Consider the following 21,781-nt stretch of genomic DNA (forward strand, 5'->3'; position numbering starts at 1 on the left):
GGCGAGGGCCGCTCACGAGGCCTCCCGCAGTGCGGCGGCGATGGTGGCACGCCCGATCGGCGCCGCCAGTGCGCCGCCGGTCGCCGACAGGCGTTGGCCGCCGTTCTCGACCAGCACCGCGACGGCGACCTTGGGGGCCTGCGCGGGCGCAAAGGCGATGTACCAGGCATGCGGAGGCGTGTTGCGCGGATCCGTCCCGTGCTCCGCAGTGCCGGTCTTGGATGCGATCTGCACGCCGGCGATGGCTCCCTTCTGCTGAGTCACCTGCTCGGCGGCGACCATCAAGTCCGTAAGTGTATCTGCGACCTGCTCGGGTACCGCCTGCCGCTCTTGCGCGGGCTCGGTGGCGGCGATGGTGGACAGATCGGGACCCTGGATCCGGTCGACCAGGTAGGGCCGCATCGTCACCCCCTTGTTGGCGACGGTCGCGGCGACCATCGCGTTCTGCAGGGGAGTGAGGGCGACGTCCTTCTGGCCGATGCTCGACATGCCCAGGGCGGCGGCGTCGGAGATCGGCCCGACGGTCGACTTGACGACCTGGAGCGGGATCGGCTCGGGTGCGGTGTCGATGCCGAACGCGGCGGCGGTGGCGCGCAGCTTCTCGGCACCGGTGTCGATGCCGAGCTCGACGAACGCGGTGTTGCAGGAATGGGCGAACGCATACTCCAGCGAGGCGCTCGGACCGCCGCCGCACGGGGTGCCGCCGAAGTTCTCCAGCGTGGCGGTGCTGTCCGGCAGCTGGATCTGCGGCGCCGCGGTCAGCTGGGTGTCCGGAGTGGCCCCCGCCTGCAGCGCGGCCGCGGTGGTGATGACCTTGAACGTCGACCCGGGCGGGTAGGTCTCCGAGATAGCGCGGTTGAGCAATGGCGAGGCGGGGTCGTCGCGCAGCTGCTCCCACGCCGCGTCCTGTTCGGCGGCGTCGTGGCTGGCCAGCAGGTTCGGGTCGTAGGACGGGGAGGAGACCATCGCCAGGATGCGGCCGGTGGACGGTTCCAGCGCCACCACCGAGCCCTGGCACGGCCCGTCGCAGCCCTCCTGCATGGCGTCCCAGGCGGCCTGCTGCACCTGCGGGTTGATCGTGGTGGCGACGTTGCCGCCGCGGGGGTCGCGCCCGGTGAAGAAGTCGGCCAGCCGGCGCCCGAACAGGCGCTGGTCGGAACCGTTGAGGATGCTGTCCTCGGCGCGCTCCAGGCCGGTGCTCGAATAGCTCAGCGAGTAGAACCCGGTCACCGGTGCGTAGGTCATCGGGTTGGGGTAGACGCGCAGGAACCGGAAGCGACCCTCGGTGGCCACCGAATAGGCCAGCAGCTGGCCGCCGGCGGCGATCTGGCCGCGCTGGCGGGAGTACTCGTCGAGCAGCACGCGCTGGTTGCGCGGGTCCGCGCGCAGGCCGTCCGCGGTGAACACCTGGGTCAGCGTGGCGTTGGCCAGCAGCAGCACGATCAGGCCCATGATCATCAGGGAGATGCGGCGTAGCGAGGTGTTCATACCTTCTCGATCACCTCGGTGCTGGCCGCCGCGATACTGCCCGTCTGACCCGACGGCAGGGCGGTGGTCCCGATCGGGCGGCGCGCGGCATGCGAGATGCGCACCAGGATCGCGAGCAGCAGGTAGTTGGCCACCAGCGACGACCCGCCGTAGGACATCCAGGGGGTGGTCAGACCGGTGAGCGGGATCAGTTTGGTGACGCCGCCGACCACGATGAACAGCTGGATCGCCAGCGTGGCGGCCAGGCCGGCGGCCAGCAGCTTGCCGAAGCTGTCCCGCACGGCGATCGCGGTCCGCAGCCCGCGGATGATGACGATGGTGTACAGCATCAGCACCGCCGCCAGGCCGACAAGCCCGAGCTCCTCGCCGACCGCGGCGATGATGAAGTCGGTCGAGGCGGCGGGCACGGTGCCGGGTTGCCCGTTGCCCAGCCCGGTGCCGAAGATGCCGCCGGTGGCGAAGCTGAACAGGGACTGGACCATCTGGTAGCCGGCACCGTCGGGGTCGGCGAACGGATCCCGCCAGGTCTGCACCCGCACCTGCACGTGGTCGAACATGTAGTAGGCCGCGACGCTGCCGGCCGCGAACAGTGCCAGGCCCAGCACCACCCAGCTGAACCGTTCGGTGGCGATGTAGACCATCACCAGGAACGACGCGTACAGCAGCAGTGAGGTGCCGAGATCCTTCTCGAAGATCATCACGCCGATGGAGGCGATCCAGGCCGCCAGCAGCGGGGCCAGGTCACGCGGACGGGGCAGGTCCATGCCCAGGACGTGCTTGCCCGCGCTGGTGAACAGGTTGCGCTTGGACACCAGGACGGCGGCGAAGAACACCAGCAGCAGGATCTTGGAGAACTCGGCGGGCTGAATCGAGAAGCCCGGCAACAGGATCCAGATCTTCGCGCCGTTCTGCTCGGACATCGATGCGGGCAGTATCGCGGGGATCACCAGCAGGATCAGGCCGACCAGACCGCACAGGTAGCCGTAGCGCGACAGCATGCGGTGATCGCGCAGGAAGATCACCACGACGGAGAAGCCGAACACGCCGACCAGCGTCCACAGCATCTGTTGATTGGCCGTGCCACCGAGTCCCTGGGCGGTGTTGGCGCCCTCGGCGAGATCGAGGCGGTGAATCATCACCAGCCCCAGACCGTTCAGCACCGCGACGACCGGGAGCAGCAGCGGATCCGCGTACGGCGCAAAGCGGCGGATCGCCAGGTGGGCACCGGTGAACAGGGCCAGGTACGCGACGGTGTACTGGGCGAGGTCCCAGCGCAGCCCCTGTTCCTGGTTGGCCTCGACGAGCAGCAGGGCCACCGTGGTGATGAGGGCGGCGAAGCCGAGCAGGAACAGCTCGGCGTTGCGCCGATTGGGTAGGGCTGGGGTCACCGCGACCGGAGACTGCGGCTGGGTCGTCATGAGATTTCCCGGCAGTTCGTTCCCGGCTCAGGTGGTGCGGGTGGAAGTGCGGTCACGGTCGGCGACGGCGACGCCGAGGTGGACGGTGTGGGGGAGGGCGCCGGGGAGCCCGGAGCGGCGGTCGGCGACGTGGTGACGGTGCGCGGTGTCTCGGGTGCCGGTGTGGGGGAGGGTGTCCCCGGAACAGCGCCGGGCCCAACCGATTCCGATGTGGAGGGACTCGGTGTGGGAGGGGTCGCGGTGGTGGTGGCGGCGGTCGTCGTCGGAGTCCGCGATGTGGAGGTGGGCGGGGGTGGGCACACCGGCAGCACCGAGCTGCGGGAGAGTTCCTCGATCTGGCTGATGGCCTGGTCCAGCGAGCCCGACGGCAGGCCCGCGATGACCTGTGCGCGCTCGGAGGGGCGCATGTCGTCGACGTTGAGAAGACGACAGTCGAGGTTGTCGAGGGACTGGTCCGCGCTGATGAGGGACAGTTCGTTGCGGGCGTTCAGACAGCCCAGCAGGTAGGGCTCCTGTAGCGAGAGCCAGAGAAAGGAGCCCTGGACACCCCGCATGATCGACACGGTGCCCTCGTGCTCGCCGACGTAGTAGTTGCTGCGCACGATCTCGCGGCCGACGGCCAGGCCCGCGAGCACAACGAGCACCAGAACGGCTGCGGCGATGTACATGCGGCGCCTCGAGCGGGGACGCGGCGGGGGGACCTCTGGTTGTGGGACAACGGGTTTGGCCACATTGCGTTTAGGGTTGAACGCCGATGCCCGCCCGGCGGCGGTGTTCGGCGGGGCGCTCTGGTCGTCCTGGCCGGACACGGCCCCCGCCAGGATGGGCTGGGTCTGTCCGTAGTCGTTGTCGACGACGTCGGCGACCACGACGGTCACGTTGTCCGGACCGCCCCCGCGCAACGCCAATTCGATGAGGCGGTCGGCGCTTTCGGCGACGTCGGCGATCTTGAGGGCGTCCAGGATGGTCTCGTGGCTGACCGGATCGGACAGCCCGTCGGAGCAAAGCAGATAGCGGTCGCCGGCCCGGGCCTCCCGCATGATCAGCGTCGGTTCCACCTCGTGGCCGGTCAGCGCGCGCATGATCAGCGAGCGCTGCGGGTGGCTGTGCGCCTCCTCGGCAGTGATCCGGCCCTCGTCGACCAGGGTCTGGACGAAGGTGTCGTCCTTGGTGATCTGGGTCAGCTCGCCGTCGCGCAGCAGGTAACCGCGGGAATCGCCGATGTGCACCAGCCCGAGCCGGTCGCCGGCGAACAGGATCGCGGTGAGCGTGGTGCCCATGCCCTCGAGCTCGGGATCGGCCTGGACGTGCGCCGCGATGTCGGAGTTGCCCTCGCGCACCGCCGCGTCGAGCTTGCTGAGCAGGTCCCCGCCGGGCTCGTCACCGTCGAGTTGGGCCAGGGCGGCGATCACCAGCTGGGAGGCCACCTCACCGGCCGCGTGCCCGCCCATGCCGTCGGCGAGTGCCAGCAGGCGCGCACCGGCATACACGGAGTCTTCGTTGTTGGCCCGGACCAGGCCGCGATCGCTGCGCGCGGCGTATCGAAGCACTAGTGCCATTGCGGTCTCCCCGTACCCTGCGGGTGGGTGGGCCGACAGCATGCCGGGGTGGGCCCCCGGCTTGCCGGGGTGGGCGCCCAGCTTGCTGGGGGAGCGCCCCCACGCGTGCGCGGTGCCGGTCGCGTCACGGGCGCAGCTCGATCACCGTCTTGCCGATCCGCACGGGTGTGCCCATCGGAACTCGTACCGCCGTCGTCACCTTCGCCCTGTCGAGGTATGTACCGTTGGTCGATCCTAGGTCCTCTACATACCATTCGGGACCTCGTGGAGAGAGCCTGGCGTGGCGCGTCGAGGCGTAGTCGTCGGTGAGGACCAGGGTGGAGTCGTCGGCGCGGCCGATCAGGACCGGCTGGGTCCCGAGCGGGATCCGGGTGCCGGCCAGCGCGCCGTCGGTGACCACCAGTTGGCGGGGCACATTGCGCTGGCCGCGCTTCGGTAGCAGCGAGGTGCGCAGCGGTAGCCCGCGGCGAACCATGACCGCACCGGTCGGCGCGTAGATGTCGGTCCGCAGGATCCGCAGCACCGACCAGATGAACAGCCACAACAGCAGAAGGAAGCCGACGCGCGTCAGCTGCAGTATCAGCCCCTGCATCTGACGTCCTCTCCGTCCCCGTCCCTTCGGCATCGCCACCTTACTTGGGTGTCGAACGCCGTGGGGGCCGTGCCGACCGCTTTCCCGGGCGGCCGACCCTCAGTGCACGCGGACGATGATCTCGGAGTGACCCAGCCGGATGACGTCGCCGTCGGCCAGCTGCCACTCCTGCACCGGGGCGTTGTTCACCGTCGTGCCATTGGTGGAGTTGAGGTCCGACAGTAGCGCGACCTGCCCGTCCCAGCGGATCTCCAGGTGCCGGCGCGACACACCCGTGTCGGGCAGCCGGAACTGGGCGTCCTGGCCGCGGCCGATGACGTTGGCACCCTCCCGCAGCTGGTAGGTGCGCCCGCTGCCGTCGTCGAGCTGCAGGGTGACCGCGGATCCGGCCGACGGGTAATCGCCCTGGCCGTACTGGCCGTAGCCGCCCTGCTGGCCGGGTGCGCCGTAACCGTGCTCGCCGTATCCCTGGTCGGAGTAGCCGGCCGGGGGCTCGCCGTAGCGCCCGTAGTCGGGCTGGGCGTATTCCTGCCTGCCGTAGGGCTGGCCGTAGCCGCCCTGGTCGGGGTAGCCACCCTGATCCGGGTAGGCCGGACGGGCCGGCTGGCCGTAGCCGCCCTCGTCGGGACGCCCGGGCGGGCGACCGTAGTCGTACTCTCCGGACGGGCCGCCGTAGCCGGGCTGACCGCCCTGCGGCGGGCCGTAGCCGGGAGGGGCCTGCCGATAGCCCTGGTCGGGGTAGCCGGGGGGCGGGCCGTAGCCGGCCGGCGGGCGCTGCTCGTAGGACTGCGGCGGGTAGCCCTGGTCCGGGTAACCGCCACGCTGCTGGTAGCCCTGCTCACCCTGCGGCTGGTAGCCGCCCTGATCCGACGGAGGGTACTGGCCACGCTGCTCGTCCGGGCGGTTGTAGCGCTCGTCGTAATAGTCGTCGGCGGGCGGCCGGCCCTGGCCCTGCCCCTGGCCGCTGTGGTAGGTCGGGTTGTCGCTCATCGGTGGTACTCCTGGTTCTGCCTGGGACGCTACGTCTCGAGGTGGTGGGGCGGATTCGCCTGTGGTCGAGTCGGGGTTGACCGCACCACGCGCGCGAAACTGTCCGGTGTGCAGGCTGGCTGACTGCTCGAATCTGACGACCACATCACCATACGTTTGCCACCCCTGGTCACGGATGTATCCCTCCAAGTGCTTGGCGAACGTGGTCTCGGTGATGTCCGGGTCGGCACTCACCTTGTGGTAGTCGGGCACACTGAGGGTAATGACGTAGTCGTTCGGGGCCAAAATGCGGCCGCCGCCGAACTCCCGGGCTCCGGTGTCGGCCTCCCGGCGGAGCAGAGACTCCACCTCCTGCGGCACGATCGACCCGCCGAAAACGCGGGCGAACGCGTCGCCGACCTTGTCCTCGAGCCTCCGCTCGAAGCGGTCGACGAACCCCATGTGCCTGCTCGCCTCCCTCGGTGTCGTGCGGCGATCCTGCTCACACGTCAATGCTGCCAGCGTGTCGTCTGGCAGCGATGCTCGATCCCATGGTATCGGCCGTGCACCGGGCAACGGGACCAACAGAATTCTGAGAATCGCATCCCGGCAGGTCACCGCCCTTTAGTAGGCCGTTTTGGCGTTCGTGGGGGTGCGCTATTACCGTTGGGATACCGGGTCGCCTGCGTGATAGGCTCCCCCGGTTGTCACGGGCGAGTGGCGGAATGGCAGACGCGCTGGCTTCAGGTGCCAGTGTCCTTCGGGACGTGGGGGTTCAAGTCCCCCTTCGCCCACAAGAAAGTGCAGGTCAGAGGGATAAATACCAGCCGGTAACCTCAGTCAAGACCCCGAGTCAAGATCGGCGTACCGTTGGGTCATGGCTTCAATACGTACCCGCACCCGCAAGGACGGCACGCCCGTCCACGCTGTGCTGTTCACCATCGACGGCCGACAGACCTCGGTGAGCTTCACCGACCTGGTCACGGCCGAGAAGTTCCGTGCCCTGGCCACCGCCATCGGCGGGCAAGAGGCCATGAAGGCATACGACATACCCGACACGGTCCGGGCGGCACCGCAGGGATTGACAGTGTCAGAGTGGCTGCAGCATCACTGCGACCACCTCACCGGGGCACACGAGGGCACGCTGTCCCGCTACCGTGCCTATGCCGCCAATGACATCGGTCCGGTACTGGGCGAGATCCCCCTGAGGCAGCTGCACCGCGACCAGGTGGCGCAGTGGCTGAAGGGTCTACACGGCAATGCCGTCAAGACTCAGGCCAACAAGCTCCGCTACCTGTCCGGGGCGATGAACGCCGCCGTGGATGCCGGGCACATCACCGCTAACCCATGCCGGGGGGTGAAGCTGCCTCGTGGGCAGGAGCCAGAAGCCGCCTTCCTGACGCGTGAGGAGTTCGCCACGCTGCTGGCAGAGATCCCGCAGTATTGGCAACCCCTGGTGCGTTTCCTCGTCTCCAGCGGCTGCCGTTGGGGTGAGGCCACGGCACTGAGACCGTCGGACATCGACCGCGAGAACAACACGGTGAGTATCCGCCGCGCATGGCGTTCCGTGAATGGCGGCTGGGAGATCGGGCCACCGAAGTCACGTAAGAGCACACGCCTGATCAACGTGCCTGCCAGTGTGCTCGACACACTCGACTACTCACACGAGTACGTGTTCACCAACTCCGGGCGTGGTAACCGTGGCACCGGCCCGGTACGTCTGCCGTCCTTCTCCGGGAAGGTGTGGACACCGGCCGTCGAGCGCGCCGGGATGAGGGTGCGTATCCATGATCTGCGGCATACCTGCGCATCCTGGCTGATCGCCGCACGGGTAGCGCTCCCGGCTGTTCAGGCGCATCTAGGACACGAGTCCATCAAGACCACCGTCGACCGGTACGGGCATCTAGACCGGTCGCAATTCCAAGCCGTCTCCGACGCTATAGAGGCGGCGCTTTCCTGAGAGGAAACACTGCTATGAGCTATGACCCCACGGGCCTGTTCGATACCGACTCATTGGCCGAATACCTCGGCGTGAGCCGCTCCACCATCCTGTCCTGGCGCTACCAGAAGCGTGGGCCGGATTATGTTCGCGTAGGCCACCGGACCGTCCGCTACCCGGCCGCATGGGTCAGGAAATGGCTTGAGGAGAACCGTCGCGATACCACACGTTCTCCCAGGTCGCAACTCCGTCTAGTGTGACGTTGCTCACAGCAGTCTACTGATGGGAAACACTCACCTGGGGATATGGCGTATGTGTTTCCTGTTGGGAAACATCTAGCAGTACTAATGTGTTATAGTATAAGTAGGTGGATATCCCCTGCCCTAAATACGTTGCTCACGCAATTCTCTAAGCGCATTTCTCTAGCGCTCGGGCACTACCACCTTCCTCACCGCTGAAAGTGCCTCAGAATTCTATTCGTGGGGTAATGCGGTGCTATTCACGCTGGTCACAGGTACTGGCGTGAACACGAAAATTACTCGCTGTCCATACCCCTTGCGACGATAGAAGATGCCATGAGCAGAAATGTAAAGAGAGCGCAAAGAACACTGAGGCGCGCCGGGATAGTTCTCGATGAACCAAGGGCAATCCGTGACGGTTGCCAAGCGTCCCCGGTGTGTGACATCTGTGATAAGTGCTGTGAGACAACGTCACTTCGGTTGCTCGACGGTCGCACCGTTCACCCGTCGTGCCTACGCGGAAAGCCTAGCCGCGTCCCCGTATGCGTGATGTGTCTGGCCAAGATCTTTGGACCACCTCACTACTGCCAGGACAACGTCGTCTGCGCTGAGTGTGCATGGGTACTACGTCGCAAACACGGACTAGAAACACAATAAAGAAAGAACAGGAACAGTAAATGAGCTTTGACAAATTCGCATGGCTTAAGCAAGTAATGCAAGACGAGAACCTGACAGCCCAAGAGGCTCGACTGGCCGGAATCATCTGTGTGCAATTCACCCGCAAGAACGGGGCAGGATGGGCGGTAGAACCCCGCCAACTGTCTGAGGCAATCGGGGGATATTCGGATATTCGCCGGCTTAATCCCGCACTCCGTAAACTCTGCGAACTGGGATATATCGAAGAGGTTGCACGCCGCAACGCTGGCCCAGGACTAGCGGCACAGCGTACTTACAACCTCTGCGAGATGGTCGGACATGATGTCCGAACGGGTGGACACAATGTCCAACACCAGGACACAAACACGCATTCAACAGGACATGATGTCCTGCAAGTAGTGACATCGTGTCCTGCAAGTGATGACATCGTGTCCTATCTAAATCGCCCTGACCAGGGCAAAGACACCCCTACAGGTACTTATACAGGTACTTATACAGGGAATAGAGAAGGTACTGACTCCTCTTCTCTTTCTCCTGAGAAGATCATCGAGAACGTGATACCGGCAGGGACTGGATACAACACCAAACTCCTGGCCAACATTGCCGGGAAGAGAATGCGTGAGGATACGTCGGTAACTGAGGAGATCGTTATGGCTGCTGCACAACGCTGGCTCAAAGAATGCAATCGTGAGAATGAAGAATTCAAGCTAGGCGGATTCATCACTGATGCAATTAGTGATAGCCCGTCTGCTGTAATTGCTCAATGTCGACGCACACTAGACTTTGCTCCGCTACGTCAATTCGGCTACTGGTATAACGAGCACGAGCGGGAGTATCCGCAATCGGTACTGGCGACCAGGGGGACTACCGCCACCGACGTCTCGGAGGCGTTCCGCGTCGACAAGCTGGCATGGCTCGATGAGGTCGCGGCACGGCTATGACCGCCGCCGTCATCAGCTCCCCCGGCAGCAAGCTCACCGTCGTCACCCGCCGACCGCACGGGGGAGTGAAGCTCACGCAAGGAGATCGGCACGTCATCCTCTCCGCTGCCGAGCTGGCGCGACTCGTGGCGTTCGACCGTGCCACACCTACCGGCACCACCCCGGCCAAGCTTGGTGTGCTGCAACGCTTTACCAACAGCGACACTGAAGAGTAAAGCGGCACAACGCTTCCCACCACTGGCCTGCACATGCGCACCTGCATCGTTTGTTGCAGGTCAGGGGGTGGGTTTCAGCCTCTACCGGGACGCACCATCCGACCGCTCACCAGTGTTGTGTCTGCAGATCACGGCTTTCACACTCGTTTTCTGTGCCGTTTCCGCAGTTCACAGCAAATTTAGGAGAATCATGACCACCTCTCGAAAACTGTGCCCGGAGGCACAGGCCATCTACGACCATCATCGCGAACGTCTGCGCCGTGAGGGCCGACTCGCTGGCGCGGATCTCGAACTTCTGAGCATCTTCGCCGACACCATGCACCTGTACGGCCTGTTGGCCGACGACGTTCAGAAGCGTGGCGTCGTGGTCCGCTCCCGGCAGAACTGGACGAAGAATCCGAGCCTGTCCCCGCTGGCCGCTGCCCGTGCCAGCCTCATCACCTTGTCCCGCAGCATTCCGCTCTACGAGGGCAAGATCGACCGCACCGAATTGGACCGACAAATTGACTCCATCCTCCAGAGCAACTGACATCACCCGGTGGGCGGTCTGGGACAAGCACGGCATCTACGGGCCGAAGCTGCGCGATTTCGCCGCGCTCGCCGCCGCGTGGGAGGGTCTTCGGCTGAAGCTGGAAACCCCCGACGCTGTCCCGGCCGACGCTGAGACGTTCAAGGTGCTGTCCGAGCGCATGCGTGAGTTCTGCGCCCGCTTGAAGCTGCCCACCTGTTCTGAGCAGAAGACCGACGTCGTCATCGGCTGCACCGACTCGCGCGGATTCATCCCCGGCGATCCTGCCCGCATCCTGAGCCATTGGACGTGGCGGGACTCTGGGCGGCTGTCGCGTCTGTCTCACGATGACGTCATGGCCGAATGGGAACGGTCCGAGCGGTGAGGTTCCGCAAGCCCGAAGCCAAGTCCGCTGTCTGCCCGGTCTGCCACCGCCTACAGGGACTGGACCGCCTGACTCGCTTCCGTCCCCACGAGGATGCGGGGGAGCGTTGCTCCGGAAGCAGGGTTTCCTGCCTAAGCGGTAATCCACCACGCGACGAACGCACGTCGTCTAGATAAGCACCACCCGAGCGCACGTAAATACGCTCACAGAATTAGGAGAAACAATGCACGAAGAACACCGCCGATTCGCTAGTCAGGTCTGGGACCTGTTGGCCGACCACGGCGCAGGACTCGACACCTACCTAGAACAGCTGCGAGCCGCAGCCGTCACCATCCTCTACGGGGAGAAGCCAACCCCCGCCGTCGAGGAGCTGGCCACCGTGGCCCTTGAGCTGTACAACTGGCCAACCAAGGAGAATTGGTTGCGCCTCTCCGACGCCTCTCAGGCCGTCGAACAGTCTTGAGCAGTCCGCAGCCGCTACGCCCGCTACATGCCGCCGTGCCCGCTGCCAATGCTCATCCCGGCCCGCACCTAACGCCGCTCACACAACGACGTGTGGCCCGCTGACGTTGCCGCCCGGAGTCATTGCCCCGCAAGGGGTTTCACACTCCAAAGAAATGAGAAAACACAATAATGAACACTGATCTTGTTGCGCGCCTCCGTGCCGCCAAGACCACCGAAGAGATCGCCGCGATTGCCGCCAAGGCTGTCTCTCAGACCTCCAACACCGTGAACGCATTGCGCGACAGCGGTGGCGACTTCCTCGGTACCCCGGTCACTGCACCGGCTTTCGAGGTCAAGACCGGCGCACAGAGCAACCCTCTGAGGATCGACGCCAAGGCCATCAAGGGCCTGTACAACGCCGCCGTGTCCAAGCAGGGTTTCGCCGTCAAGGCATACAGCTCGGTTGAATCCTTGCTGCCGGCGCAGTTGGACCCCGCCGTCCTCGGCCAGGTTCACGAGAACCGCGTGCTCGACTACCTCCCCACCCGGCCGATCAGTGCGCCGAGCTTGGAGGTTATCGTTCACAGCTCCACGACCGGCGCGCCCACCTCGGTTGCCGAAGGTGCAGCGAAGCCCGAGATCGTCCTCAACACCACGTCGGAGACTTTCACCGCCGTGAAGCTGGCCGCGCATGTGGGGATCTCGTACGAGACCCTGCAGGACTTCGGTGCCTTCCAAGGCTATACACAGCACGAGATGATGCGTCAGATTCAGGACGTCGAGAACGCACAGATCCTCTCTGGCGCTGGCACCGGAACCGACATGACCGGCTTCACCGCCACCTCGGGCGTACTCACCCATGACGCCTCACTGGACACCGGCACCAACGAGACCGCGCTCGACTCCATCGAAAAGGCCATCACCGCACTTCGTAGCGGCACGTCGCTGGCTGAGGCGAACTTCATCGTGATGTCGCCCGCCACCTATTCGTCTATGCGCCGTCTGAAGAACACCTATGGTGAGTTTCTGATCGGTGAGCCTGCCGCCGTCGGGGCGCGTCAGCTCTTCGGTGTGCCGGTCGCCCTGACCACCGCCATCGCCGACGGTACCGCCGTGATGCTGGACACCACCAAGTTCGGTTTCGTCGCCGTGCGTGAAGGCTTGACCGTTCACGTCGGACAGTCCGGGACCGACTTCATCGACAACATCTCTCGGTTCGTCATGGAGGAGCGCCTGGTGCTCTGCGTCGAGCGTCCGTCCGCCGTGATGGTCGTCTCCAACCTCGCCACCGCGTGATCGAGTCCGGGGAGTCACGTCCCCGCCGTGGCCAGCGTCCCCGCAATGACAAGCGCTTCATGCCGGATTGCGAGATCGCCCCACGCGTCGAGGAAGAGGAAGCGCCCGACATCCTGACGAAGGTCAAGGTGCTGCCACCCTTCCAAGTTGCCTACGAGGGCAACGCCTACTGGCCCGGATCGACCCCCACCGTTCCTGAATCCCTTGCACGCAACTGGATTCTGAACCGTTGGGTGGAACGGGTCTAAACACGTCCCGCGAACATAAGTAGCGGGATCCGGCGACCGTGATTCGGTTGCTTTCTGTTAGGTCCCCCAGGGCTGAGCCTTGAACTCGCCCTGGGGGCACATGACTTCGGCCGCTGCGCGAACCTTTGCCGCTGCGCGGCCAAGAGGGTGCGGGTCTTACCTTCTCCTACCGCACCGCCCCGGTGATCGTGCGCACCGGGGCACCTACTCCCCATCATGTCAAGATGGGATTGACGGGTAATCAACCGACCCGTTATCGCCCCGGACCGTTGGTGCTTAGAGGGCATGCCAACGGTGCCGGGGCACCTAAAACTTTCACAACTGAATAGCGAGACATGACAAGTACCACTGAAGAGATCGCCCGCGAGATCGCGGCCAAGGTCCGCCGTGATGCGGAGCTGAAGAGACACACGCGTGAAGCCGCGAAAGAGGTCCGCGACTACTGGCGCAGCATCGCCCCCGTGAGAACCGGTGCCTACAAGGCCAGCATCCACCTCGGGCGCGAGTCCGTGAAGTTCGGCATGCCAAACGTGCAGGTCAAGGCCACAGACCACAAAGCTCACTGGATTGAGTACGGGACGGGTGGCAATACCCCCACACCCGAGTTCGCCTGTGCCGCAAAGACTGAAGCCTACTTCCAGATGGAGGAACGCGCGTGACGATCACGATTGACGTCAGGACCCGTCTTGACGATCAGGCACTGCAGCGTGCATCGCGTCAACTCCACGATGAGTTCGACAAGAACAGCCGCCTCACCGGGCAGCAGATGAGCGACAACCTGACCGCCGGTCTGAGCAAGTTCGAGACGAGAGCTGTCGACGCCGCCGGGAAAGTCTCCGTTGCCGAGACGAAGCTGAACGAGGTGCGCCAGCGTGCACAGCGTGACGCCGACGATCTCGCCAAGGCGGAACGGCACCTAGCCGATCTCCGTTCCAGCGGCATCACCGATCTGCACCTGATCACTCGTGCCGAGAACGATCTCACCCGTATCCGCGACCGGCAGTCCCGCACCATCACACAGCTGTCCGCTGCCACCGAGAACCACAACCGTCTCCGTCGCGCCGAGTCGCTGGCCATCCGTGACGCCGCATCGGCCTACAAGGATCTTCAGATCACCGTCACCGAAGCCGAGACCGCCTCGTCGCGGTTCGGTCAGCTGGCCACCGGCCTGCCCGGTGCGTTGGGTCCGCTGGCCCCTATCGCCATCGCTGGCGTGGTGGGCGGTCTGGTCGAGCTGGCCGGTGTCGCTGCCAGTGCCGCACAGTCTCTGTGGCTTCTCCCGGCCGCTGCCGGTGCTGCCGCTGTCGGCTTCGGCACGCTCAAGATCGGCATGCAGGGCTTCTCCCAAGCTCTCGGGGATATGCGTGATCCGGAGAAGTTCGCCAAGGATCTGCAGTCCCTCAGTCCCGCAGCGCAACAGACCGCACTGTCGATCCGCAACCTTTTGCCGGCCTTCGACGGACTCAAGTCAGCCGTGCAGGACTCCCTCTTCTCGGGCATGGGATCTGAGATCCAGAAGGTGGCCAGCGTCTACCTCCCCGAGCTGCAGCGCACCATGGCCAGCGTGGCTGGAACTGTCAGCCGTCTGCTGCAGGGTGTCGGTAACGAGCTGCTCAACCCGCAAACCCGTGCCGCCATCACCGATCTGCTGCACGACGTCGCGGCCGCTTTCAAGGCCATCGAACCGGCCGCAGCACCGTTGACCCGTGCCATGGCGTCGATTGCGCAAGTAGGGTCATCGTTCCTCCCGCAGCTGGCCACCGCCGCAGCTGATGCCGCGCAACACTTCTCCGACTTCATCCAACAGGCGCAGCAGTCCGGGCAGCTCAAGAAATGGTTGTCTGACGGTCTGCAAACGCTGAAGCAGCTTGGGTCTGACGCTTGGGCTTTGAGCAAGGCACTGATGTCCCTTGCCCCGGTAGGCCAGAAGGTTCTCCCGGACATTTCCCGGATCCTGCATGACGTCGCCGATCTGATGCCGGTGATCGAGAAGACCGCCGAGCTTGTCGGGCCTCAGTTCGGGGTTTGGGAAGTCGGGCTGAAACAGGTCTCTACCGCTGTCCACGTGCTGCACACCGGCTTCGATGACATCAAGACCGTGGTCTACGGTGTCGGCTCCGTCGTGCTCGACGTGGCGCAGAAGATCCGCAACGCACTCAACGATGCACTTGCCCCGGTCCGTGCCGCAGCCAAGCTGATCGGCGTGGACATCAGCCTTCCGAACGTGCCCACGATGCCGGATATCATCTCGTCACCGTCGTCACCGTCTGGTCCGACGTTCGAGCCACCCGGTCGCACACCGGGCACATACAGGCGCAGGGACGGGTCTACAGCGGCTGTTCCCACGCCGGGTATCCCTTTACCCTCGGTGCCGTCCTCCAGCTCGTCTGGCGGCTCCTCGTCGGGCTACAAGGCCCCCTCTGGGAGCAAGAGTGATCCTGTTTACACCGCCCCGGCCACCACCACACCGTCGTCTATGCCGTCTGGCGGGAACGACATCTATAACCCGTTGGCCGAAGCCGCATCGGGTGGCTTCACCCTCCCGAACATCGCCCGCATGGCGACAACCTTCCTGGCCGAGCTGGCCATGGGTAACCCCTTGGGTCGTCTCCAAGCCACGCAACCGGTCTCGGTTGTTAACTGGCCGCAGCAGATGACCGGGGAAGGTGGGCAGCTTCCGGCCGGTGTGCAGAACGCTATCGCCCTGGCGCAGTCCGCCAACGGCTCCCCCTACTCGTATGGCGCAGCGGATCTCACCAAGGGACTCGCCGACTGCAGTGGCGCTATCTCCAGCCTGTACGGCGCACTGACCGGACAAGACCCGACTACCCGGCACTTCACCACGACAAGCAACTTCCCGAGTCTGGGCTTTCAGCCGGGATACTCTCCGTCGTCGTTCTTCAACATCGGCGTGAATCCGAAGCCCGGAAAGTCTGGCCACATGGTCGGTTCCCTCGGTGGGATACCCGTCGAGGATGGCGGCGCGGGAAGTGGCTTCCGGTTCGGTGGCTCTGCTGCCGGTCCCATGAGCCTGCCTCAGCAGTGGCACCTCCCTAACTCCATGATCGCCGGATACGGCGGTGGTGGTGTCGGTCCCGTCGGCTACGGCGGCATTCCGCAAGGCTCACCTATGGGCATCACCGGGGCGAGTCCACGCAACAAGGCTGAGGGCACGAACAAGTCTCAGCAGCTGGGCACCACCAACAAGTCTCCCGGCTTCGGGATCTCCGGTGGCCTCATCGGCTCCGCTGAAGGTGCCGCAGCCGCTGGTGTGAACATGATGGCTCCCGGCGCTGGCGCTGGTGTGGACATCGCCACACAAGAGGCGAACCGGTTTGCCGGGTATCTTGGGCAGCTTGGTGGTATCGCCGCAGAGGGTCTGCTAGAGACCTTCTCTCTCAACGATTCCCCACTGGCCGACCCGTCCAAGTCCCTTCCGGGCAAGATCATCTTCGGCTTAGCTGGCGCACACCCGTCCGCCCCTAATTCGGCCGGGAAGACGCAACCCCCGCTGAAGCCTGACGACAAGCAACAGCAGGGGCAGCAGGGTAATCAGACGAACGCCGGGATGATCGTGCACGGTGATGTGAACGTCGGTCAGGGGCAGGACAGCAAGTCCGCTATGGCCGATCTTCAGAAGCAGCAGAACCGAAACATGATGCAGTACTGGGGCGGTTCACCGACCTGATCGCCTTAGCGGACTGCTCGCGGGACTCGTTGTCACGGCGGATCGACTCCGGCAAATCCGCCGGAGTCGTTTCCGCTGGTGAGAACTGACGTCCAGCCTCAGAGATAGCTTGTGGCGAATCTGCCACAAGCGCTTCTCGCTGGTCAGAGCCAAAGGCTTATGGAAAACCTGCCACAAGGCTCTACAGCGCGCCTTGGGGAAAATTTGCCCCAAGCCTCCGACGAAGGTGCCCCACCACCGTTGACCCGTCTTGACACAGTCAAGACCCCCCACCACGCCACCTGGGGTTTTACCCGTTTTCACCCGACGGTGCCCGACCTATTTGTGCAGGTCAGAGCGTTTCTGCACAGGTTCAAGTCCCCCTTCGCCCACCACGAGCGGTTCTGCGAACCGCGAGCACTTAAGTCACGACCTTGAAAGAGGTCGTGACCTTTGTGTTTGGGTGGGGGGAGGGGGGTATCCGAGCGTCGTGCGACAGGAATTGGGGACTTCTGTCGGCAAGTCCCGTTTCGCAGTAGGCGGCGCTCACTTAGGGGTGTCGAACCGCAGGCAGGCACTGAGGGCTGTCGGTGTCTATGGCGACGTTTTGGGGATGGTTGCGTAGCAGGAACGCGCACCCCAATCCGTGCGCGCTGGGGTGTCCATCGCGTGGCGGAACCCTCAATTAAGTGCGGCCGCCGAAATGACCGTGACCACCGCACCCGGCGCCGACCGGCATCAACAGCTATCCGCAGGCCCTTTATCCAAGTGTTGGAGCTGGTTTTAGCGCTTGGGCGCAGGGCCTCTCGGCGCCTTCCACGTCCAGCTGGGGATGGAGTCCAACCGCTGCTGCCTATCAAGGCTGAGGGTGCCCTTCACGTGAAGCCGACGCTGGCGAACCGTCCATGTGCCTAGCGGGTATCCGTCCTCCGTGACGAATGCCGCAGGAACTCGGGCGTCGCCATATCTAGCCGTGTATTCCTGCAGGATGCGAAAGCCCTCCTCCCACTTCTCGGCGTGTGGATCCCAGGACCAACCAGGCAGATCCGCAAGACGCGCTGCCCGGTCGATTTCCAGTTCCCCTTTTCCGTGTCTCGTCCGCTGCTTGAGTACCCACCGACCCAAGGCGAATCCGTCGACGACGCAGTCGCCAAGAACCCGCGCGTCTCCGTTCCGTGCGATGTAGGCAACCAAATGTTTGAGCCCTTCCTCCCACCTGTCCTCGTTGGCTCGCCACGACCAGCCATCGAGGCGCTCCAGGCGCGCGACCCGTTCAGAGGCGAGGCGACTATCTCTGAAGCTGCTGCGCTGCCGCGCCACCCACCGGCCGAGGGGGTAGCCGTCCGCCGCGGTGTAGTCGAACGAAACTCGGGCGTTGCCGTTTGCCGCCACGTAGGCCTCCAGGGATGCGAACCCTTCCTCCCACTGGGCGCTTACCGGCTCCCAATTCCATCCGGACAGGCTTGCCAAGCGGTCAGCGCGATCGGCGCCCAACTTTCCTTTCGCGTGCAGGGCGCGCTGCACACCCACCCAGTTGCCCAGTGGAGAGCCGGATTCGGTCGCGTAGCTGTCTGGCACGCGGGAGTCTCCATGCTCTGTGACGTATACCTGGAGCTCAGCAAACCACTCCTCCCACTTGTCTTGTTGGGGATTCCAAGTCCAACCGGGGAGGGCTTCCAAGAGTTCTCGTCGGTCCGGCCGCAGTGTTCCCCTTTTGTGGTCGCGGCGTTGTACGTCGACCCACGTGCCCAGTTGAAATCCGTTCGCGATCGTCTTCTTGGCAGGGATAGGAACATCGGGGCCGCTTTTTAGGTGTTCGCGTAGCCGGCGCAATCCTTCATGCCACTGGTCATCTTTCGGGTTCCAACTCCACCCGGGAACTGCGCCGAGTCGTCGCTCGCGATCCGGATCAATGGTGCCGTTCGCGCGTTTGGCGCGCTGCTGGGACGCCCAGGTGCCCAGACTGAATCCGTCGACCTCACACCGCTGGGGTACCGACTGGGGTCCATGTTGGTCGATGTATTGCATCAGTGCGTTGAAGCCCGCTTCCCACTGGTCGGCGAACGGATCCCAGGTCCATCCGGGTAGCGCTTCCAGCTGAAGCCGACGGTCTTCGCGGAGTGTGTTTTCGGCGTAGGCGACCCGCTGCCGTGTAACCCATCCCGCGAGTTTTACTCTGTCGACCTCACAGCCTCGGGGCACCCGCGAGTGTCCATGCTCAGAGACGTATCGCTCCAGTACGCCGAACATGAAGTCCCAACTCGCGGTGGTCTGCTCCACCAGCCGTACGTTGAATGCGTCGGCGAAGTCGGTGCCCACCGCGACAGGTACATCGACATGGATCTTGTCGGGCAGCAGCGGGTTTCCGCCTATGCGGCCGATCTGCCGGCGCAGCTCATCAAGCTGCTCGCCCAATTCCTCGTCGTGGGCTCGTAGGGCTTTGATGACGTCCCACACCGGCTTGAACACTGACGAATCCAGGGCTACGTCGGGTTCCTCGTCGGTGTCGATAAACACCGGGATGACAATCGTGCCAACGGTTTTCCCCTCGGACCTGCGGATTGCGCGTCCCACCGCCTGGACGATGTCCACCTCGCTGCGGCGGGGGTCGATGAACGCCACACCATCGAGGGTTGGCACGTCCACACCCTCGGAGAGGCAGCGGACGTTGGCCAGGAGGCCACGGTCGGCGTCATCGAGGCGTCCCAGGTGCTGTAGCAACACGTAGCGGTCCCCGGCGGGCATCTCCCCGGTCGCGACGTCGGACCACAAGGTGCCCCTCGGCCGCTGTGGTGCGGGTATCCAGGCGATCACGTCGGGCATTGAGGCAGCGAACTCCCGAGCTCTCTTGACGCGGGAGTGGAACGAGATCACCCGGCGCAGGTTGTATCTCCGCATCGCCTTGGCCAGACCGATCTGCCCGGCCAGGGTCGCCGCGTTGTCGATTGTCTTACCGTCGCGGGTGACCAGGCTTCCCTTTTCGGCCCACGCGCGGTAAGTCCCGCCATCGACACCGACGACGGCCACCTGGTAATCGGTGAGCAGATCACGTTCGATGGCCTCACCGAACGGCAGCCGATGGAACACCGGCCCGAACTCCTCCTCGTCGTCCATCGAAGCGACTTCGTAGTCAGCGTCCTGGGCGGCCTTGAGTACCCTGCCGGTGAAGTAGCGCGGGGTGGCCGTCATGAACAGTCGGCGGGTTCCCTTGATCGCCGCGGGGTTCAGCACGGTGGCGAAGTCCGACGACACCGGCCCGGCCACTCGGTGCGCCTCGTCGGCGATGACGAGGTCGAACCCAGGAACCCGGCTGAGTTTGAACGCCGCCTCGATCTGCGGTGAGGACTGATAGGTCGAGAAGACCACCAGTGGCCCGGAGTTTCGGCGCAGGAACACCGCGATCTCCTTCGGGTCGGTGGTGACCGGGACTCCGAGGTCGGCGGTATGGGCGAGCGCGGCGTCGTCGGTGCCAGCGACAGTGTCGTCGGAACACACCGGCAGTGAGGCGAAATCGTTGGTGCAGTTGGCCCGCCACTCGTTGAGTGTCTGCTTGAGCAGCGACAGTGACGGCAGCAGCACAAGCGTCCGATGGGCTTTCAGGTTCTCGGTGATGAACAAACCGTTGAGGGTCTTGCCGGTTCCGCAGGCCATGATGAGCTGGCCGCGGTCAGAAGTCATGAATCCCTTCAGTACATCGCGGACCGCCTCGGCCTGGTGCGGCCGGGGCTGGGCGGGCTTGCGACGCTTCGCCCGGCGCAGGAACGCCGGCGACGTCGGCCAATCCACCGAAGCTGCACGCAGGTCGTTGAGGCGGAAGAAGCTGCTCCGCTTCTCCTGCTGCTGGATGGTGCGCTCGCCGATGCGGTCGATCAGGTCTGTGGTGGCAATCAGCATTCGGTAGGCGAACACCTTGCGGCCCGACTCGGCCAGGAACTTATCCACGTCCTTCTTCGACACCCGGTACTTGGGGTCATAGGCCTTGGCTTGGATCGCCCACAGGCCCCTGTTCCAGTCCTCAGCTACCAGGTCGATCCCGGCGTCCCCACCCCACCGACCCGGCCACTCGTCCCACAGCCACACCCGCCGCAGTTCACTGCGATATACCGGGTCATTCTCCAGAAACCACTTGCAGACGTGTTCGAACTGCCGGCCGCGAACCCGCGAGTCAGCATCAAGGTTGCCGTACAGGCCGTCGAAATCCCCCATGGGCGAAAAAGTCTAGAAGCTAGACCCGACAGGCCTGAGGGACTTGGGCTGCATGCGGCCGGGCGCTGCCGATAATCAGGACTTCTGTCAAGGGCAACGGCCGATGTGCGGCGTGGCGAGTGGTGCGTGGTGTCCGGAAAACGACGGTTGTTCGGACAGCCGCCGGCCCATCGATTCACAGGCCGGCGCCCGGACGGGATCCGGACGGCGGCGGTGGCCTGACCCCTTCTGCTGGAGAGAACTGCCGCTTGAGATCCGTAGGTCCTTGCGACCGATACGACGCGACTCAGGTCAGAAGGTGGAATTTTGGCAGTCTTCTGCCACCACCGCGCTATACGAGATGTCGCCGTGCGGATAAGGAGTGCATCGCGGCCAAAACGGCATTGCTCTCGGCGGACCATCGCATCGGCCGGCATTTCGGATCGCAGCGCGGCGCTCTAGACACCACCACCGAGGACCTCGCCACCGCCGGGGTCGACCAAACCGGCGCGTTGTTGGAGCTCAACCGGCTGTTCATGGCCTGGGTGGAGACCGAATACCACCGCCGCACACATTCGGAGACCGAGCAGGCGCCGCTGGCACGCTGGCAGACCGGATGGGAGCGGCTCGGCGGGTCACCGGCGCTACCGAGCGCGGCGGATCTGACCGAGGCGTTCCTGTGGTCGGAATTCCGGGTGGTAACCAAGACCGCCACCGTGTCGCTGCACGCCAACACCTACCGGGTCGACCTGGCCCTGGCCGGACGCCGGGTGGAGCTGGTCTTCAGCCCCTTTGATCTGGAGAGTATCGAGGTCCGCGACCGCGGCCGCAGCTTCGGTGCTGCGCTGCCGCACACCATCACCCGCCACGCCCATCCCAAGGCCCGACCCGAGAACCCGGATTCGGCTCCGGTGGTGACGGGGATCGACTACCTGGCGTTGACCGCCGCCGCCCACCACGAGCAGCTGCGCGGCGATGAACGCATCGGCTACCACGCCCTCTACGGCGCCGATGCCGTGGCCACCGACGGC

The 21,781-nt window shown here is 64.6% G+C and carries 17 protein-coding genes, 1 tRNA gene and 1 pseudogene; 13 read left to right on the forward strand and 6 right to left on the reverse strand.

Annotation, left to right across the window (positions count from 1 at the left end; translation table 11 throughout):
* Positions 1-12: 12 nt before the first annotated feature.
* The 5 genes from pbpA to JDV09_RS16880 form a co-directional block, all read right to left on the reverse strand.
* Positions 13-1,488 (reverse strand): D,D-transpeptidase PbpA, encoded by a 1,476-nt coding sequence (pbpA, locus tag JDV09_RS16860; protein ID WP_221370282.1) that lies wholly within the window; start codon positions 1,486-1,488, stop codon positions 13-15.
* Positions 1,485-2,906 (reverse strand): peptidoglycan glycosyltransferase RodA, encoded by a 1,422-nt coding sequence (locus JDV09_RS16865; protein ID WP_221370283.1) that lies wholly within the window; start codon positions 2,904-2,906, stop codon positions 1,485-1,487. Before JDV09_RS16865 ends, pbpA begins: the two co-directional genes overlap by 4 nt.
* Positions 2,903-4,465, reverse strand: coding sequence for a PP2C family protein-serine/threonine phosphatase (locus JDV09_RS16870; RefSeq protein ID WP_221370284.1), 1,563 nt, complete (start codon positions 4,463-4,465; stop codon positions 2,903-2,905). Before JDV09_RS16870 ends, JDV09_RS16865 begins: the two co-directional genes overlap by 4 nt.
* A 124-nt stretch (positions 4,466-4,589) precedes the next feature.
* A complete protein-coding gene (locus JDV09_RS16875; RefSeq protein WP_221370285.1) occupies positions 4,590-5,057 on the reverse strand; it encodes an FHA domain-containing protein FhaB/FipA in 468 nt (155 codons plus the stop codon).
* 99 nt (positions 5,058-5,156) lie between these two features.
* The gene (locus tag JDV09_RS16880) at positions 5,157-6,488 is read right to left on the reverse strand and encodes an FhaA domain-containing protein (RefSeq protein WP_221370286.1); all 1,332 of its coding nucleotides are present in this window, start codon (positions 6,486-6,488) and stop codon (positions 5,157-5,159) included.
* Positions 6,489-6,737: 249 nt separating this feature from the next.
* On the opposite strand from JDV09_RS16880, the gene JDV09_RS16885 reads away from it, so the two are divergent.
* The 12 genes from JDV09_RS16885 to JDV09_RS16940 all read left to right on the forward strand — a co-directional run bounded on the left by JDV09_RS16885 (position 6,738) and on the right by JDV09_RS16940 (position 16,586).
* Positions 6,738-6,820 (forward strand) — tRNA-Leu (locus JDV09_RS16885).
* Positions 6,821-6,954: 134 nt separating this feature from the next.
* Complete coding sequence (locus JDV09_RS16890) at positions 6,955-7,986, forward strand: tyrosine-type recombinase/integrase (protein ID WP_308124149.1); 1,032 nt, start codon at positions 6,955-6,957, stop codon at positions 7,984-7,986.
* Positions 7,987-8,000: 14 nt separating this feature from the next.
* On the forward strand, positions 8,001-8,225 hold the full coding sequence (locus tag JDV09_RS27505; protein WP_221370288.1) for a helix-turn-helix transcriptional regulator: 225 nt from the start codon (positions 8,001-8,003) through the stop codon (positions 8,223-8,225).
* A 656-nt stretch (positions 8,226-8,881) separates the two neighbouring features.
* Positions 8,882-9,802, forward strand: coding sequence for a hypothetical protein (locus JDV09_RS16900; RefSeq protein WP_221370289.1), 921 nt, complete (start codon positions 8,882-8,884; stop codon positions 9,800-9,802).
* Positions 9,799-10,017, forward strand: coding sequence for a hypothetical protein (locus JDV09_RS16905; RefSeq protein ID WP_221370290.1), 219 nt, complete (start codon positions 9,799-9,801; stop codon positions 10,015-10,017). The genes JDV09_RS16900 and JDV09_RS16905 overlap by 4 nt, the downstream gene beginning before the upstream one ends.
* A gap of 190 nt (positions 10,018-10,207) precedes the next feature.
* Positions 10,208-10,546 (forward strand): P27 family phage terminase small subunit, encoded by a 339-nt coding sequence (locus JDV09_RS16910; RefSeq protein ID WP_221370291.1) that lies wholly within the window; start codon positions 10,208-10,210, stop codon positions 10,544-10,546.
* Positions 10,521-10,910, forward strand: a complete 390-nt coding sequence (locus JDV09_RS16915; protein WP_221370292.1) for a hypothetical protein — start codon at positions 10,521-10,523, stop codon at positions 10,908-10,910. The genes JDV09_RS16910 and JDV09_RS16915 overlap by 26 nt, the downstream gene beginning before the upstream one ends.
* A gap of 223 nt (positions 10,911-11,133) precedes the next feature.
* Entirely contained in the window at positions 11,134-11,373 is a 240-nt protein-coding gene (locus tag JDV09_RS16920) for a hypothetical protein (protein WP_221370293.1), read from the forward strand.
* Positions 11,374-11,543: 170 nt separating this feature from the next.
* Positions 11,544-12,650 carry a phage major capsid protein gene (locus JDV09_RS16925; RefSeq protein WP_221370294.1) on the forward strand — a complete coding sequence of 369 codons (1,107 nt, stop codon included), beginning with the start codon at positions 11,544-11,546 and terminating at the stop codon, positions 12,648-12,650.
* Positions 12,647-12,898: a hypothetical protein gene (locus JDV09_RS16930; RefSeq protein ID WP_221370295.1), complete on the forward strand. Its 252-nt coding sequence runs from the start codon at positions 12,647-12,649 to the stop codon at positions 12,896-12,898. The genes JDV09_RS16925 and JDV09_RS16930 overlap by 4 nt, the downstream gene beginning before the upstream one ends.
* 335 nt (positions 12,899-13,233) lie before the next feature.
* Positions 13,234-13,557, forward strand: a complete 324-nt coding sequence (locus tag JDV09_RS16935; RefSeq protein ID WP_221370296.1) for an HK97 gp10 family phage protein — start codon at positions 13,234-13,236, stop codon at positions 13,555-13,557.
* Positions 13,554-16,586 carry a hypothetical protein gene (locus tag JDV09_RS16940; protein WP_221370297.1) on the forward strand — a complete coding sequence of 1,011 codons (3,033 nt, stop codon included), beginning with the start codon at positions 13,554-13,556 and terminating at the stop codon, positions 16,584-16,586. Before JDV09_RS16935 ends, JDV09_RS16940 begins: the two co-directional genes overlap by 4 nt.
* A gap of 762 nt (positions 16,587-17,348) precedes the next feature.
* Here the strand turns inward: JDV09_RS16940 and JDV09_RS16945 are convergent.
* The gene (locus JDV09_RS16945; RefSeq protein ID WP_221370298.1) at positions 17,349-20,771 is read right to left on the reverse strand and encodes a DEAD/DEAH box helicase; all 3,423 of its coding nucleotides are present in this window, start codon (positions 20,769-20,771) and stop codon (positions 17,349-17,351) included.
* Positions 20,772-21,211: 440 nt separating this feature from the next.
* Here JDV09_RS16945 and JDV09_RS16950 point away from each other — a divergent pair.
* Positions 21,212-21,781, forward strand: a pseudogene (locus JDV09_RS16950) (Mu transposase C-terminal domain-containing protein); the annotation flags it as partial.

This window comes from Mycolicibacterium xanthum (assembly GCF_019710635.1).
Classification (GTDB): Bacteria; Actinomycetota; Actinomycetes; order Mycobacteriales; family Mycobacteriaceae; genus Mycobacterium; species Mycobacterium xanthum.

Excerpts from the sequence above, each read along its gene's own strand:
- pbpA (WP_221370282.1), bottom strand. The coding sequence starts at position 1,488 with ATGAACACCTCGCTACGCCGCATCTCCCTGATGATCATGGGCCTGATC.
- JDV09_RS16865 (WP_221370283.1), bottom strand. The coding sequence starts at position 2,906 with ATGACGACCCAGCCGCAGTCTCCGGTCGCGGTGACCCCAGCCCTACCC.
- JDV09_RS16870 (WP_221370284.1), bottom strand. The coding sequence starts at position 4,465 with ATGGCACTAGTGCTTCGATACGCCGCGCGCAGCGATCGCGGCCTGGTC.
- JDV09_RS16875 (WP_221370285.1), bottom strand. The coding sequence starts at position 5,057 with ATGCAGGGGCTGATACTGCAGCTGACGCGCGTCGGCTTCCTTCTGCTG.
- JDV09_RS16880 (WP_221370286.1), bottom strand. The coding sequence starts at position 6,488 with ATGGGGTTCGTCGACCGCTTCGAGCGGAGGCTCGAGGACAAGGTCGGC.
- JDV09_RS27505 (WP_221370288.1), top strand. The coding sequence starts at position 8,001 with ATGAGCTATGACCCCACGGGCCTGTTCGATACCGACTCATTGGCCGAA.
- JDV09_RS16900 (WP_221370289.1), top strand. The coding sequence starts at position 8,882 with ATGAGCTTTGACAAATTCGCATGGCTTAAGCAAGTAATGCAAGACGAG.
- JDV09_RS16905 (WP_221370290.1), top strand. The coding sequence starts at position 9,799 with ATGACCGCCGCCGTCATCAGCTCCCCCGGCAGCAAGCTCACCGTCGTC.
- JDV09_RS16910 (WP_221370291.1), top strand. The coding sequence starts at position 10,208 with ATGACCACCTCTCGAAAACTGTGCCCGGAGGCACAGGCCATCTACGAC.
- JDV09_RS16920 (WP_221370293.1), top strand. The coding sequence starts at position 11,134 with ATGCACGAAGAACACCGCCGATTCGCTAGTCAGGTCTGGGACCTGTTG.
- JDV09_RS16925 (WP_221370294.1), top strand. The coding sequence starts at position 11,544 with ATGAACACTGATCTTGTTGCGCGCCTCCGTGCCGCCAAGACCACCGAA.
- JDV09_RS16935 (WP_221370296.1), top strand. The coding sequence starts at position 13,234 with ATGACAAGTACCACTGAAGAGATCGCCCGCGAGATCGCGGCCAAGGTC.
- JDV09_RS16945 (WP_221370298.1), bottom strand. The coding sequence starts at position 20,771 with ATGGGGGATTTCGACGGCCTGTACGGCAACCTTGATGCTGACTCGCGG.